This window comes from Enterococcus sp. DIV0187 (assembly GCF_051713785.1).
GTDB classification, from domain to species: Bacteria; Bacillota; Bacilli; order Lactobacillales; family Enterococcaceae; genus Enterococcus_A; species Enterococcus_A avium.
Genome location: NZ_JBIOQO010000001.1, coordinates 1,259,039 through 1,272,431, shown reverse-complemented (window position 1 = coordinate 1,272,431; position 13,393 = coordinate 1,259,039). Strand labels below are relative to the sequence as shown.

Sequence of the window (13,393 nt, the reverse complement as noted above, 5' to 3'; positions counted from 1 at the left end):
AAAAAATAATTTATGGTTCGTCTTCAGGGGCAGGGTGAAAATCCCGACCGGCGGTGATAGTCCGCGAACTGCGCAAGCAGCCGAATCGGTGAGATTCCGATACCGACAGTACAGTCTGGATAAAGAAGATAGAGCTTATTTGAGTGAGATTGTATTCAAGTAACTCTATGCTTTTTTCTGAAGCATAGAGTTTTTTTGTGTCAAGGTCTGGCTCAAATGGTTCGTTGAAGATGATTCCGAAACGGAGGATTTCATATGAAGAACTTACGGTTACAAAAAATGACGGCAGTGGCAGTGGCAGCAGCAATGGGATTAATTTTACAACTTATCGCATTTCCCATTCTCCCTATGTTTCCTTTTCTAAAGTTAGACTTTAGCGATATTCCAGTGTTGATTAATATGTTTATCTTTGGACCATTAACGGGGATTGCAACAGCTTTTATTCGTTCATTGCTGCATTTGACAATGACCGGTTTTTCGATCGATAATTTAATTGGAGACTTTGCCAGCTTCTTCGCATCAACTTTGTATACTTTACCGATTTTTCTAATGTTTAGAAAAAGAACGACATCAAAACGTGTTATAGGTTTAGGCTTAGGTATTCTGGCGATGACGATCTTTATGAGTATTGCAAATTACTTTGTGATTACGCCGCTTTATTTGAAGGCATTTGGACTTTCAGCCGGACAAATGCTAGGAATGGGATTAGGACGCTATATTTTAGTAGGGATTGTTCCATTCAATATTCTTAAAGGTATATCTGTTAGCGTTGTTTTCTTAGTCTTACACGCCAAGTTATTACCGTGGTTATCGAAAAAGACGATGACCTCGCAACATCATTCAGTTTAGTTAAAAAATCTCAGACAATTTTGTCTGAGATTTTTTTGAAATTTGCTTGTTTTCGTGTACTTTTTTTAAAGTATGTTATCATTAATTTTGATATAAGATAGCATGAGACGGGCATCGTTTGGCTGACTGAATAACCGCCGCTTGTTGATCTTCAGGGATAAACTCGTGATTGGCTTCAGGCTCTCCAACAAATAGGACGAGACCGTCGTCAGTATAATCAAATATTTCTGGAGCGATCGTTTGGCATAACCCGCAAGCTATACAGCGCTCAGGAATGATTTCGCATTTCATTTTTTCACCTTCCACAGGAGATTTTACTATGACTTTTTTTATTCTAACGTTATTTCAATCTGGCTACAAGATAAGAACCTCGACTTTGTATCATTTATTGGTCGGAAAGCGAACAAGTTCTGTCTTGCTGCACGGTTTTTTTTATCATAATTTAATTTATTTAGGAGCGCTGCCAAATTTACAGGATGCTGACTTTCAGAGAGAACTTAAGAAATTAGTTGCTGCTGATTGGATTATCATCGATGAAGGCTTTGGGATGCTGACCTCTCGAGGCAAGAAGCAATTAGCTGAAAGAAAGTATGATCTTAGTGGATTGGATAATTTACGTTATGGTCGAACACGGGAGAATTCTTGGCAACTGCTTCTATTTGCGGTGCAGGTCATTAGTCATTTATCTTATGGTAAAAAAGAATATATCCCAATTGAAAATCGACCTTTCTATTTACAGCAGATCAAAAAATGGTTGGTGGGTTCTGGGCCGAATTTAGTCAAACACTTCCAGCAAGAATTACTGACGATTTTTCAACAATTGCCTTCTAAAGAAGCTGATTTTTTAGCTAATCAATTTTCTGGCTATGATTTTCAAGGGAAGACAGCCTTTCAATTATTACCTGAAAAATACCAAAATGCTCCATGGAATCAACTTTTTCGACAGCATGCAATTGATCTTTTTTTGGCTCAGGTTAAAAAAGGAGAGCTGGCTAGATTATTATCAGCGTTGGATCAGCAGAATCTTAATAAAAGTATGTTGAAAACCAGAGAATACTTTCTAGCTGGTAAAACAGAAGCTGAAATTTTACGACTTCGACATTTAAAGCAAGGTACGATTAATGATCATTTTATTGAATGGGCTTTGTTAGAGAAAGCATTTCCCTTTGAACGTTTCGAGCTGCTTGAATTTAACCAGTTAAGCAGTGAAGAGGTACTAGATCAACGATACCAAGAGTATGACATACCGTATTTAAATTTTCGTTTGTCACAAATTTATTATTTGAGGGAAAAACAATGGACTTAACACAATTATTAAGAGAAAAATTTCATCATGATCAGTTCAGACCTGGCCAGCAGGAAATTATTGAGACGATCCTAAATGGAGAATCAGTGTTAGGAATGTTGCCGACAGGAACTGGCAAATCATTGTGTTATCAACTGCCTGGTTATTTAATAGATGGGACAGTAATCATTATTTCACCGCTTATTTCTTTAATGGAGGACCAAGTAGCTCAGTTGCAGCGACTTGGCGAAAAAAGAGCTGTAGCGCTCAATAGCTTGCTTTCTTCTTGGGAGAAGCAATGGATTTTAAGTGAAATTCACCATTATAAATTTATTTTCATGAGTCCAGAAATGTTTTTGAGTAGCGAGGTCCAAAAGGCTTTACAGGCTGCCAGATTAGCGTTGATCGTGGTGGATGAAGCTCATTGTATCTCTCAGTGGGGAATCGATTTTCGACCAGAATATCTGAAAATAGCCGATGGTATTAAATTCATTGGCGGCCCTTTAGTTTTGGCATTGACAGCAACGGCTACACCGGCAGTTCGAATGGATATTCAAAGGCTATTGTTTAGAGAAAATCAAGCAAAGGAATTTATTTTTTCTGTTGACCGTCCTAATATCAGTTACTTTGTCTACCAAGAGACTAAATTGGAAAAGCTACAAGAACTGATAACGACCTTAGAGGGTTCCGGTATTATTTATTGTGCTACTCGAAAAAAAGTTGAAGAACTGTATCAAACGTTTAAACACCAGCACGCGATTGCCTATTATCATGGTGGTTTAAGCGGTCAAGAACGACGAATGCTTCAGCAGCAATTTTTAGCAGACGATTTACGGATTTTGATTGCAACGAATGCATTTGGTATGGGGATTAACAAAGAAAATATTCGCTTTGTAATTCATTATGATTTGCCAGATTCGCCAGAGAATTATTTACAAGAGGTTGGTCGTGCCGGTAGAGATGGTCAGCCAAGTCAAGCAATTTTGTTATATGAAGCAGGTGATGAGTATATTCATCATTTTCTCCAGGAGCAAACCGATCAATCCAAAAAATTATTTGAGATCAAGCAACGAATGACTGATTTGGTCTTTGAAGATCCGTTAATAAAAAAATGGGAGCAATTTTTCCCCAACGAAAGCTCTCGCTTAATGGATTTATTAAGCCAACAAGGTAAGACTAAAAAAATTCAACTACAAAAAATGTTGGATTATATTTCGACAAAGGAATGTCGTCGAGCTTTTTTGATCGCTTATTTTGGTGAAACATCCGCTGGGGAAAATCATAATTGCTGCGATAATGATGGTGCTTTATTGAAGGCGAAACCAGTGAAACAGTTAAACAGTGAGGCCCACCTTTCTTGGGAAAAAATTATTCAAAAAATTTTTAAAAATGATGAGAAAGATTGAAAATTGACGCCACATTTTCAAGAGCTATGGTATAATACATGGCGATAGCATTTAGGAGGTTAGAGAAATTGAGTAGAAAAGATCGCTATAACGATACGAACAACGAACCGTGGGATCAACATATTTACGAATCTGATAGTGAAGAAGAAACCTATTCACGCAGCCAGTCTCGTCGTAGTGGTGGTGGAAACAAAGGTGGCGGAAATACGAAATTCTTGACGATTCTAGTCGCATTATTATTAGCCCTTATTTTGATTCCAGCTGGTGCCTTTTTCTGGATTACTCGTGATAACGACAAGCCAGCAGCCTCTCCTGAAAGTACGACTCAGGTATCAAAGGTTTCTTCAACAGAAAAGTCAAGCACCGAAGAAAGTAGTACAGAAGAAAGCACATCTTCAACTGATTCAGAAGCAAATCAACAAGAGCAGCAACAAGCCGCTGATCAGCAAGCACAGCAACAAGCTGCAGCTGAATCTCAGGCAGCCGCAGAGGCACAAGCGCAAGCAGAAGCATCACGTTCTGCAGCCGCAGCGCAACAAACAACACCATCTTCAAGTACAACGAATGATGCAAACGCACAATACGGTACAGTTCAAGCAGGTGAAGGTCCACAACAAATTGCTGGACGCTATGGCTTGAGTGTCGATGAATTTTTAAGACTGAATGGGATGGATAGAAGCAATTTCTATTTTGATCCAGGGCAGCAAGTGCGTATTAAATAATTTGAATACTTTGCCGTAATCGCTAGCGATTACGGCTTATTTATTGAAAAGAGGCAGAAACATGGAAAAAATTTCAATTGCAATCGACGGTCCCGCATCGTCTGGTAAAAGCACCGTAGCAAAAATTTTAGCGAGTGACTTTCATTTTATTTATGTGGATACGGGTGCGATGTACCGAGCTATAACTTTTTTAGCAATCAAGCACAATATTGCATTTTCAGATGAAGATGGTTTAGCCGAATTAACAAAAAAGTATCCAATCACCTTCAAGCAATCTGCTCATGGACAACTTGTCTTCGCTGATGATGAAGAGATCACACAGGCAATTAGACAGCCGGACGTGACGGAGGCTGTTTCTGAGGTATCCGCTCATAGAAAAGTTCGTGAAGAATTAGTCGAAGCGCAAAGAAAGCTAGCTCAAGCTGGCGGTGTTGTCATGGATGGTCGTGATATTGGTACAACCGTACTGCCGCAAGCAGAAGTGAAAATTTTTCTAGTCGCAAGTGTTGACGAACGAGCACAACGTCGATATAAGGAAAATCAAGAAAAAGGAATAGAGATGGATTTTGAAGCGATTAAAGAGGCCATTGCTAAGCGAGATTATTTGGATTCGCATCGGGAAGTTTCGCCTCTTATTCAGGCAGAAGATGCTGAATTGGTCGATACGACTGGAATGTCGATTGAACAGGTAGTAACGAAGATTAAAGAGGTAATCCAGTCAAAAGGTTTCTAAATTTTGGATAAAAACGATAAATAAAGCGAATTTCTTTCAATTTTTTAGAAAAAAAGAAGAAATCGCTTTATTTTTCATGTGGATTCATCTAAAATAGGATATGTAGTGCAGTTTACGCAGAATTGTTGGTAAGGAGGACAAACGACATGACAGATTTAGAACAAAATTCGATGGATAACGAGAATGTTTCCATGGAAGCAGCAATGGAAAGTGTGAATGAAGTTCAAGTTGGCGATATTGTTAAAGGCGAGGTGCTTGCCTTAGAAGATAAACAAGTTATCGTTGGTATTGAAGGTGCGGGAGTAGAAGGTGTTGTTCCTGCTAAAGAGCTTTCAACTTTACCTGTTGAAGATATCAATGAAGAAGTCAAGGTTGGCGATATTCTTGATTTAGTCGTTATCTCTTCTATTGGAAAAGACAAAGAAAATGGAAGTTATCTCCTTTCTAAACGCCGCCTAGACGCGAAGAAAGTTTGGGAAGATATTGAGAAAGAATTCCAAGATGGAAAAATCATCGAAGCACCAGTAACCAGCAGCGTTAAAGGTGGTTTGGTAGTTGATGTAGGAGTGCGCGGATTTGTACCTGCTTCAATGATTGATGACCATTTTGTAGATGATTTTTCGGTATATACTGGAAAAACATTGAAATTTAAAATTATTGAAATCGAACCTTCTGAGAATCGTTTGATTCTATCTCATAAAGCAGTTGTTGAAGCGGAGAAAGCTGAGAAGAAAAAGGAAATCTTAGCAGACTTGTACGAAGGTCAAGTTATCAAAGGGCAAGTTGCTCGTTTGACAGACTTTGGCGCGTTCATTGATCTTGGCGGCATCGACGGATTGGTTCATGTGTCAGAGATTTCTCACAGTCATGTGGCAAAACCTGCTGATGTATTAAGCGTTGGTGATGAAGTAGAAGTTCAAGTCCTTTCTGTTGATCCAGAAAAAGAACGGATTTCATTATCCATCAAGGCGAATCTGCCTGGACCTTGGACAGATATTGAAGAAAAAGCCGCTCCAGGTTCTGTGCTTGAAGGAACTGTGAAACGTTTGACCAGTTTTGGTGCATTTGTTGAAATTTTCCCAGGTGTTGAGGGCTTAGTGCATATCTCTCAGATCTCTCACAAACATATTGCAACTCCTCACGAAGTGTTGCATGAAGGCGACCAAGTACAGGTGAAAGTTCTAGAAGTACATCCTGAGGACCATCGTGTGGCTCTTTCAATTAAAGCATTAGAAGAGAAACCAGAAGAAGCAAAACCAGAGCCGGTGGAAGAAGACTCATATGAGTTGCCAGAAGAAAATACTGGTTTCACAATGGGTGATATTTTAGGCGATGCTTTAAATGAAGACTCAGAAGAACAAGAATAGAAATCATTGAAGACGTGCTTTAGCACGTCTTTTTTGTCTGGTCCGTTTTTCAGCATAAATGAATACCTTATATTTTAATGAAAATGGCTCCTTCTCTTGCAAGAAGGAGTTTTCTTAGTTAAACTAAAGAGAATTTGGAAAAAGCACCGGCATTTTTAGAATGTCGGGTATCTGCTGTATCTCTCAGATGATTTTTTTCTAGTAGAAAAGTAATTAATAGAAACGAGGAGTTAAATTATGTCAAATCCTACAATTGCAATTGTTGGTCGTCCAAATGTCGGTAAATCAACATTGTTTAATCGGATCGCTGGAGAGCGCATTTCGATCGTTGAAGATACTCCAGGTGTTACACGCGACCGGATCTATGCAAAAGGCGAGTGGCTAGACCACGAATTTTCAATTATTGACACCGGCGGAATTGATATTGGTGATGAACCATTTATGGAGCAGATTAAACAACAGGCACAGATTGCTATCGATGAAGCGGATGTCATTTTACTTGTTGCGAGCGGAAAAGAAGGCGTCACTGATGCCGACGAAGCTGTTGCTAAAATCTTGTATCGTAGTAAAAAACCGATTATCTTGATGGTTAATAAGGTCGATAATCCTGAAATGCGAAACGATATCTACGAATTTTATTCACTGGGTTTAGGCGAACCGTACCCTGTATCAGGAAGCCATGGGCTCGGCTTGGGAGATGTACTGGATGAAGCAGTCAAACATTTCCCAGCAGATAATGAAGAGGATGAAGACCAGTCAATCAAATTTAGTTTGATCGGCCGTCCAAATGTTGGTAAATCTTCTTTGATTAACGCTATTTTAGGTGAAGATCGTGTCATTGTTTCTGATATTGAAGGAACGACTCGTGACGCGATTGATACAAAATTTGTTGGTGAAAATGGCCAAGAGTTTACGATGATTGATACTGCCGGAATGAGAAAACGTGGGAAAGTTTACGAAAACACTGAGAAATATTCTGTGATGCGTGCAATGCGTGCCATCGATCGCTCAGATGTCGTTCTCGTCGTTTTAAATGGAGAAGAAGGCATTCGGGAGCAAGATAAGCGAATTGCTGGATATGCCCATGAAGCGGGCCGTGGAGTGATTATTGTCGTTAATAAATGGGATTTGGTAAAAAAAGATACCAATACCATGAAAGAATTTGAGGAAGAGATTCGTGATGAGTTTGCCTACTTAGATTATGCACCAATCGTCTTTGTGTCTGCTATAACGAAGCAACGATTGAACAAGATTCCGATGATGATTGAAGAAGTCAGCATGAATCAAAACTTACGAATTCCTTCATCTGTCCTGAATGATATCATCATGGATGCGGTAGCGATCAATCCGACACCAACAGATAAAGGCAAACGTTTGAAGATTTTTTATGCTACTCAGGTTGCGGTAAAGCCACCAACTTTTGTTGTATTTGTGAATGAAGAAGAACTGATGCATTTTTCATATGCGCGCTTTTTAGAGAATCAAATTCGAAAAGCTTTTGAATTTGAAGGAACACCGATAAAAATAATCGCCCGCAGAAGAAAATAAGGTATTTTATCATACTTTTATTTTGCTGACAACAGATTTCACTGAATGATAAAACAACCATGAATTTTATGCCATTAATCGCTAAAAACCTTGCTAACATAAGGTTCTTATGCTATCGTTATAACAGAATATTGACCAAATCAATATTTCTTTACTGATGACTGGACCACTCAGTTTATCAGTTGATGTTTTTAACATCAATACTCATTTCTCAGGAGGTGAATTCATTCATGGCAAACAAAGCAGAATTGATCGAAAAAGTTGCAGCAGCTACTGACTTAACTAAGAAAGACGCTACAGCTGCTGTCGATGCTGTATTTTCAACTATCCAAGACGCATTAGCTGAAGGTGAAAAAGTTCAGTTGATCGGCTTCGGTAACTTTGAAGTACGTGAACGTGCGGCCCGCAAAGGACGTAACCCACAAACTGGTGAAGAAATCGAAATTCCAGCAAGCAAAGTACCTGCATTCAAACCAGGTAAAGCGCTAAAAGATGCAGTTAAATAATTTTTGCTGCTGAAACCGTTGTGACTCTAAAGTCGCAACGGTTTTTTTTCTCTAAAAATAGAACTAAGATTATTTGAATCTTATTTCCGCGAAGAATCGTTATTTCACTCAATTTTTAACTTATTTTTCATTTTACGAAAGGCTTTGCTTACGATAGAATAATAAAGAGGATTTAATGAAAAAGAAGAAGGTTGGTGAAGCGATGTCGAAGGAGAAATTGTACTATGTACCAAAAAATGATTCTTGGCATTCATATGAATTTCTTGCACAAAGACAAAATGATCCTAAGTGGCGACAAGCTTTTTTGGAGGCAGAAGCACAAATAGAAAGAGAAGATAAAAAGAGGAAGCGGCGCAACTTTATCATATTACTAATATCAGTTCCACTAATACTCATCGGTGTGATGGTTGGATTATATTTCTATGGGTCCTCCGATGATGAAGTTATTCCAAAGCGGGAAATAAGTTTAAATGATTCTACAGGTGTGTCAACAGAAACAACTGCTGAATCATCAACAGTTGATACGTCGAGTATTGGACAGGTATTGACTACACCTTGGGGAGAACAAGTTACGGTCCTGCGTATCTTGTCAAATGGTGAACGGGTAATTAAGGAGGGTTATTCGCCATCAGATTTAAATAACGATGGTGTGCTCACCTTTGAGGAATTGTCTCAGGTGGAAGAGCGGGCAAATCAACAACCGTATCAACAGACACCACAACAAGGACAGAATTATTATCAGCAACAAACACCGCAGCAGGGTCAAAACAATCAGCAACAGCAGATCCCGCAGCAAGAACAAAATCAACAGCAAACGCCGCAAGGAAATCAAGGCGTTCAATCAAATCAGTCAAATGGGGAACAAAACCCTTCGAATCAAGAAACGCCAGTCCAGGACCAACAGCAAACACCACAAAATCAATAAGTCATATAATTTATGTGTAGTGAGTTTTCAATCTATTCAAAAATATAGAAACTTGAAAGATTTTGAGGAATATCCTAGAAATAACCATCAGCCTTTCGCAGATTTGTTGCGGGAGGTTTTTTTGTAGTATAAAATGAAGTAAACGGGGTGAACGTGATGGAAGTAACATATCGAAATAAGCTTCATGAAACGCGAATCACGTATGGTGAAACCGTCGCTTCAATGATGCGCAAAAAAGATTTGGAAAATAAACAGATTCTATTTTGCGGCAACCAGCGTTATTATGATTTATACGCGGAAAAGTTAAGACAATTTATTCCAAAATCAAGTACACATGATTGGTTCATCACGCCGAATAATCGCTATTGCAATACTATGGATAATTTTCAAGAGCTGATTCACTTTCTGGAACGGTTTAGTCGGCAAAAGGAAACGATTTTTCTTGGAATTGGTAATGAAGGGGTAATAGAACTGTTAGGATTTACTCACCATGTGACAAACTTTGATACCGAGCTGTGCTTTTTACCAGTTTCGCTGAGATCCTTTGCTCAAAGTCTCTCGTTTGTTGATCAAATCCTCTCAGAAAAAAATTTAACGACAGTCATGGAGATTGAAGAGGTGCCTCAAAGCATCCTATTTGATCATACCTTAGCAGATCAACAAAAAACCGGCAAAATGGTGGATCTATTGACGTTGATTCGCTGTGGAATCGTTTGTGATTACCCTTTTTTACAAAGTCTGTATGTAAATTTTCCTACCAGCGAGGCGCTTTTGCAGCAGTCATTCTCGGCGTTTAGCGAAAGGCTGATCAATTATTATCAAACCAACAGTCAACAGCTCAATGATTTCGGGAAAACCTTTGAGAAAGCTTTTTTTCAAACGGAAAACGGCTCGCTGCTGTCAAATAGTATGAAAACAATGTTCGGTCTGTTGTTTGAATTGGCATGGAATGTTTCAGCAAGTAATCTTCATTTCAATTTCAAAAATTTTATGATATGGTTGGTGCGATTAGGTTTTCCAATCATTGTACCAGAGGGAATCTCGTTGGCTGATTACGGTCAGCAGGTGATTGCACTAGCAAAAGAAAAACCACTGGCGGGATTAATTCAAGTCGGTGAAGTCGGAATGAAAAAGGTTCCGACGCAAAAAGAATTACTTCAAACATTTGAAATATATCAAAAAATCGTTACAGAGATCAGGGGAGAATAGATGTCAAGTTATAGTGAAAAAATGCTCGCAGCACTAAAAGATGAAGATTTAGGCGAGGCCAATCTACTGTTCGAAGAGGCCCTAAAAAATGACGAACCAGAAATACTGGCAAGTTTAGCAGAAGAACTTCAAGCATTGGGATTTCTAGAGGAAGCTAAACGTATTTTGGAGAAATTGTTAAAGGATTTTCCAGAAGAGGATGTCTTTTATCTTTCATTAGCAGAGATTGCCATCGAGAATGATGACATTGATGGTGCCTTTGAATATTTAGAAAAAATTGAACCAGAAAGCGATAATTATTTAGAAAGCCTACTAGTAACAGCTGATTTGTATCAGGTCTTAGGCATTCCAGAAGTGAGTGAAGCAAAATTATTACAGGCAAAAACGATTGCACCAGAGGAACCGTTGATTACCTTTGCTTTAGCTGAACTTCACTTTACAACCAATCAATTAGGAGAAGCCATCAATGAATATGGACAGCTTCAAAAACAAGGAGTCGACGAAATTGCCAACATCTCGATTGATGAGCGAATCGGTACAGCCTATAGTATGATGGGGGGCTTTGAAGAAGCCATTCCGTTTTTGGAACGTGCTTTAGAGCAGGAACATACCTCTGATCGTTTATTCCAATTAGGTTTTACTTACTATCAAATCCACGATCATCAAAAAGCGATCAACTATTTGCAAGAGCTGATTACGCTTGATCCACAATATCAAAGCGGCTATTACTATCTTGCTGACAGCTTGAAAGAAGAGGAGCTGCTAGAAGAAGCGTTGCTTGCCGCTGAAGAAGGGATCAAGGAAAATCCTTATCAGGTCGAGCTCTTGCATTTGGCTTCAGAAATTGCTTATCGTTTACGTGATAGCAAAAAGGCAGAGGAATTATTGCTGCAAGCTCTTGAAACAGGGGATAAAACGGATGAGTCCCTGTTAACCATAAGTAATCTGTATTTAAATGAGGATCAGCCGGATAAGGCGATTGAAATGATTAGCCAAATGGAGGAAGAGGGAAATCCTTATGCCGCATGGAATTTAGCTCAGGCTTATAACGAACTAGAGGATTTCGCGGCTGCCGGTACGTATTATAAACAGGCTTATGAGGATTTAGCTCATGAACCAGATTTCTTAAAAGCTTACGGCATCTTTTTACGAGAAGATGGGCAATTGGAACCAGCCCGCGCTGTATTAACCAACTATTTAGAAATGGAACCAGGTGATTTGGAAGTACAATCATTACTAGAAGAGTAGAGAGGTGAGGAAAAATGATCGATGTAGGTGAAAAACGCGAATTTCTTGTTTGGTTGATCAACAATGTGAGTTTTCAACGGCGAGAAGTGATCTGGATTTTGAACTATCTAATTAATCATGAGGCGATTTTGCGAAATGTCCATATTGTGGAGCAAGCTTTAGAAACAGAACGTGGATTGGTTTTTCGCGATATCACTCAACGAGAAGAACCGATGGTATTTTCGATTGAAGGTCATCAGTTTTCTAATAGTGATCAAATTTTTCATGAGATTCGTCTGCATTGGCAACAGCCTTTATACTTGGAATGTGTGTTTCCGCATTCTTGGCAAAATGCCCAATACTTATCCGTGCTTGAGGACAATCCTGCTCTTTCATGGAATGACAATGTTAGTGAGGAAATTATTTCAGAAGTTGAGAATTTCTTGAAGTACCAGGAAAAAGAAGCTCAAATGAATCTACTCAAGAAACAAATTGATATGGCTCTAGAAGATGGTGATAAGGAAGCTTTTCTAACGTTATCAGATGAGTTGAATCGCTTGAAACTTAAGCTAAATAGTTAAAAGCATCGCACGACTAGCATGGATGTCAGTCGTGCGATGCTTTTTAATTGGAGCGTTTTAAAGTAAATCTTCGTCGCTGAGGCCTTAAGTAAGTAAATCCTTCACCCTCAACATCATGGACGTTACTAATTAGGATAAAGGCCTTTTCATCAACAGAGTGGATGATTTTTTTCACTTCATTAATTTCCTGTTGAGAAACCACAATATAAACGATGCGTTTTAATTCTGATGAGAAGCCACCTTCACCATGAAGATAAGTTACTCCTCGTTCCAAATGCGCCATCAATAATTCAGCAATTACATTGCTTTCGTTTGAGATGATCATCACACCCTTGGCTGCATAACCACCTGAAGATAGTACATCCACGACTTTACTAAAGACAAATGAGACGATTAGTGTGTACATCATTCGTTTCAGGTCTAGGTAGGTTAATGAACAGATCAACACAACGATATCGAAAATTAGCAATGATTTTCCCATGGTGAAGCCGATCTTTTGTTCTAATATTCGAGCGATGACATCAGCACCGCCGGTTGTTCCACCATTACGATAAACCAAACCGCTGCCAAAGCCGGCAAATAACCCCGCCAAAATTGATACGATAAATAAATCGTGGTCCAAGTTAATCTGCAGAGGAATTCTTTGCCAGATCCACAAGAATACCGACAAGCAAACGGTTCCTAAAATGGTGTAATAAAAAGAACGTTTTCCCAAAATTTTTCCGCCAATCAAAATCAATGGAATATTGATGAGTAATGTTGTGTAGGCAGGATCGATGCCAAAAAGAGCGCGAATAATCAATGTAATACCAGTGACGCCGCCTTCTGCTAAATGATTCGCAATATTTAAATAGACGAGACCAAATGCATAAATCGCTGTTCCCACCACAATAAATAGAATTTCTTTGATCCGTGTAGTCATAGTCGTTTCCATACGACACCTCCTGTTTTTATTTGCTGATTGGATAGTGAGTAAAACCTGATTCTGTACAATTTCAGTCCTCAACCAACATAGCATGAAATTCAGATAGTTAC

Annotated in this window: 14 protein-coding genes and 1 riboswitch; of the genes, 12 read left to right on the top strand and 2 right to left on the bottom strand. The window is 38.9% G+C overall.

The window, feature by feature from the left end:
- The first annotated feature begins 15 nt into the window (after positions 1–15).
- A riboswitch (FMN riboswitch) is annotated at positions 16–134 on the top strand.
- Between the two features lie 121 nt (positions 135–255).
- On the top strand, positions 256–849 hold the full coding sequence (locus tag IGI52_RS06235; RefSeq protein ID WP_438780751.1) for an ECF transporter S component: 594 nt from the start codon (positions 256–258) through the stop codon (positions 847–849).
- Positions 850–930: 81 nt separating this feature from the next.
- Here IGI52_RS06235 and IGI52_RS06230 read toward each other — a convergent pair whose 3' ends face one another.
- Positions 931–1,140: a ferredoxin gene (locus IGI52_RS06230; RefSeq protein ID WP_048720863.1), complete on the bottom strand. Its 210-nt coding sequence runs from the start codon at positions 1,138–1,140 to the stop codon at positions 931–933.
- A 28-nt stretch (positions 1,141–1,168) separates the two neighbouring features.
- On the opposite strand from IGI52_RS06230, the gene IGI52_RS06225 reads away from it, so the two are divergent.
- The 11 genes from IGI52_RS06225 to IGI52_RS06175 all read left to right on the top strand — a co-directional run bounded on the left by IGI52_RS06225 (position 1,169) and on the right by IGI52_RS06175 (position 12,358).
- On the top strand, positions 1,169–2,155 hold the full coding sequence (locus IGI52_RS06225) for a helix-turn-helix domain-containing protein (RefSeq protein ID WP_438780750.1): 987 nt from the start codon (positions 1,169–1,171) through the stop codon (positions 2,153–2,155).
- The gene (locus IGI52_RS06220) at positions 2,146–3,540 is read left to right on the top strand and encodes a RecQ family ATP-dependent DNA helicase (protein WP_438780749.1); all 1,395 of its coding nucleotides are present in this window, start codon (positions 2,146–2,148) and stop codon (positions 3,538–3,540) included. Before IGI52_RS06225 ends, IGI52_RS06220 begins: the two co-directional genes overlap by 10 nt.
- A 68-nt stretch (positions 3,541–3,608) precedes the next feature.
- Positions 3,609–4,262 (top strand): LysM peptidoglycan-binding domain-containing protein, encoded by a 654-nt coding sequence (locus IGI52_RS06215; RefSeq protein ID WP_016179946.1) that lies wholly within the window; start codon positions 3,609–3,611, stop codon positions 4,260–4,262.
- Between the two features lie 61 nt (positions 4,263–4,323).
- On the top strand, positions 4,324–4,995 hold the full coding sequence (gene cmk / locus IGI52_RS06210; RefSeq protein WP_438780748.1) for a (d)CMP kinase: 672 nt from the start codon (positions 4,324–4,326) through the stop codon (positions 4,993–4,995).
- A gap of 146 nt (positions 4,996–5,141) precedes the next feature.
- Positions 5,142–6,362: a 30S ribosomal protein S1 gene (rpsA, locus tag IGI52_RS06205; protein ID WP_016179948.1), complete on the top strand. Its 1,221-nt coding sequence runs from the start codon at positions 5,142–5,144 to the stop codon at positions 6,360–6,362.
- A 237-nt stretch (positions 6,363–6,599) separates the two neighbouring features.
- A complete protein-coding gene (gene der / locus IGI52_RS06200; protein WP_016179949.1) occupies positions 6,600–7,910 on the top strand; it encodes a ribosome biogenesis GTPase Der in 1,311 nt (436 codons plus the stop codon).
- 230 nt (positions 7,911–8,140) lie between these two features.
- Positions 8,141–8,416: an HU family DNA-binding protein gene (locus IGI52_RS06195; RefSeq protein ID WP_010744623.1), complete on the top strand. Its 276-nt coding sequence runs from the start codon at positions 8,141–8,143 to the stop codon at positions 8,414–8,416.
- Positions 8,417–8,591: 175 nt separating this feature from the next.
- The gene (locus tag IGI52_RS06190; protein WP_016179950.1) at positions 8,592–9,341 is read left to right on the top strand and encodes a hypothetical protein; all 750 of its coding nucleotides are present in this window, start codon (positions 8,592–8,594) and stop codon (positions 9,339–9,341) included.
- A gap of 156 nt (positions 9,342–9,497) precedes the next feature.
- Positions 9,498–10,550, top strand: a complete 1,053-nt coding sequence (locus tag IGI52_RS06185; RefSeq protein WP_438780747.1) for a hypothetical protein — start codon at positions 9,498–9,500, stop codon at positions 10,548–10,550.
- A complete protein-coding gene (locus IGI52_RS06180) occupies positions 10,551–11,798 on the top strand; it encodes a tetratricopeptide repeat protein (RefSeq protein ID WP_438780746.1) in 1,248 nt (415 codons plus the stop codon).
- A gap of 14 nt (positions 11,799–11,812) precedes the next feature.
- Entirely contained in the window at positions 11,813–12,358 is a 546-nt protein-coding gene (locus IGI52_RS06175) for a YpiB family protein (RefSeq protein WP_016179953.1), read from the top strand.
- 43 nt (positions 12,359–12,401) lie between these two features.
- On the opposite strand, the gene IGI52_RS06170 is transcribed toward IGI52_RS06175, so the two are convergent.
- Positions 12,402–13,292, bottom strand: a complete 891-nt coding sequence (locus IGI52_RS06170; RefSeq protein ID WP_016179954.1) for a YitT family protein — start codon at positions 13,290–13,292, stop codon at positions 12,402–12,404.
- Positions 13,293–13,393: the final 101 nt, after the last annotated feature.

Bases quoted from the DNA above. Each gene is read 5' to 3' on its own strand.
- IGI52_RS06180 (WP_438780746.1), top strand. From the start codon at position 10,551: ATGTCAAGTTATAGTGAAAAAATGCTCGCAGCACTAAAAGATGAAGAT.
- IGI52_RS06230 (WP_048720863.1), bottom strand. From the start codon at position 1,140: ATGAAATGCGAAATCATTCCTGAGCGCTGTATAGCTTGCGGGTTATGC.
- IGI52_RS06175 (WP_016179953.1), top strand. From the start codon at position 11,813: ATGATCGATGTAGGTGAAAAACGCGAATTTCTTGTTTGGTTGATCAAC.
- IGI52_RS06185 (WP_438780747.1), top strand. From the start codon at position 9,498: ATGGAAGTAACATATCGAAATAAGCTTCATGAAACGCGAATCACGTAT.
- IGI52_RS06170 (WP_016179954.1), bottom strand. From the start codon at position 13,292: ATGGAAACGACTATGACTACACGGATCAAAGAAATTCTATTTATTGTG.
- IGI52_RS06220 (WP_438780749.1), top strand. From the start codon at position 2,146: ATGGACTTAACACAATTATTAAGAGAAAAATTTCATCATGATCAGTTC.
- der (WP_016179949.1), top strand. From the start codon at position 6,600: ATGTCAAATCCTACAATTGCAATTGTTGGTCGTCCAAATGTCGGTAAA.
- rpsA (WP_016179948.1), top strand. From the start codon at position 5,142: ATGACAGATTTAGAACAAAATTCGATGGATAACGAGAATGTTTCCATG.
- IGI52_RS06190 (WP_016179950.1), top strand. From the start codon at position 8,592: ATGAAAAAGAAGAAGGTTGGTGAAGCGATGTCGAAGGAGAAATTGTAC.
- IGI52_RS06195 (WP_010744623.1), top strand. From the start codon at position 8,141: ATGGCAAACAAAGCAGAATTGATCGAAAAAGTTGCAGCAGCTACTGAC.
- IGI52_RS06225 (WP_438780750.1), top strand. From the start codon at position 1,169: ATGACTTTTTTTATTCTAACGTTATTTCAATCTGGCTACAAGATAAGA.
- IGI52_RS06235 (WP_438780751.1), top strand. From the start codon at position 256: ATGAAGAACTTACGGTTACAAAAAATGACGGCAGTGGCAGTGGCAGCA.
- cmk (WP_438780748.1), top strand. From the start codon at position 4,324: ATGGAAAAAATTTCAATTGCAATCGACGGTCCCGCATCGTCTGGTAAA.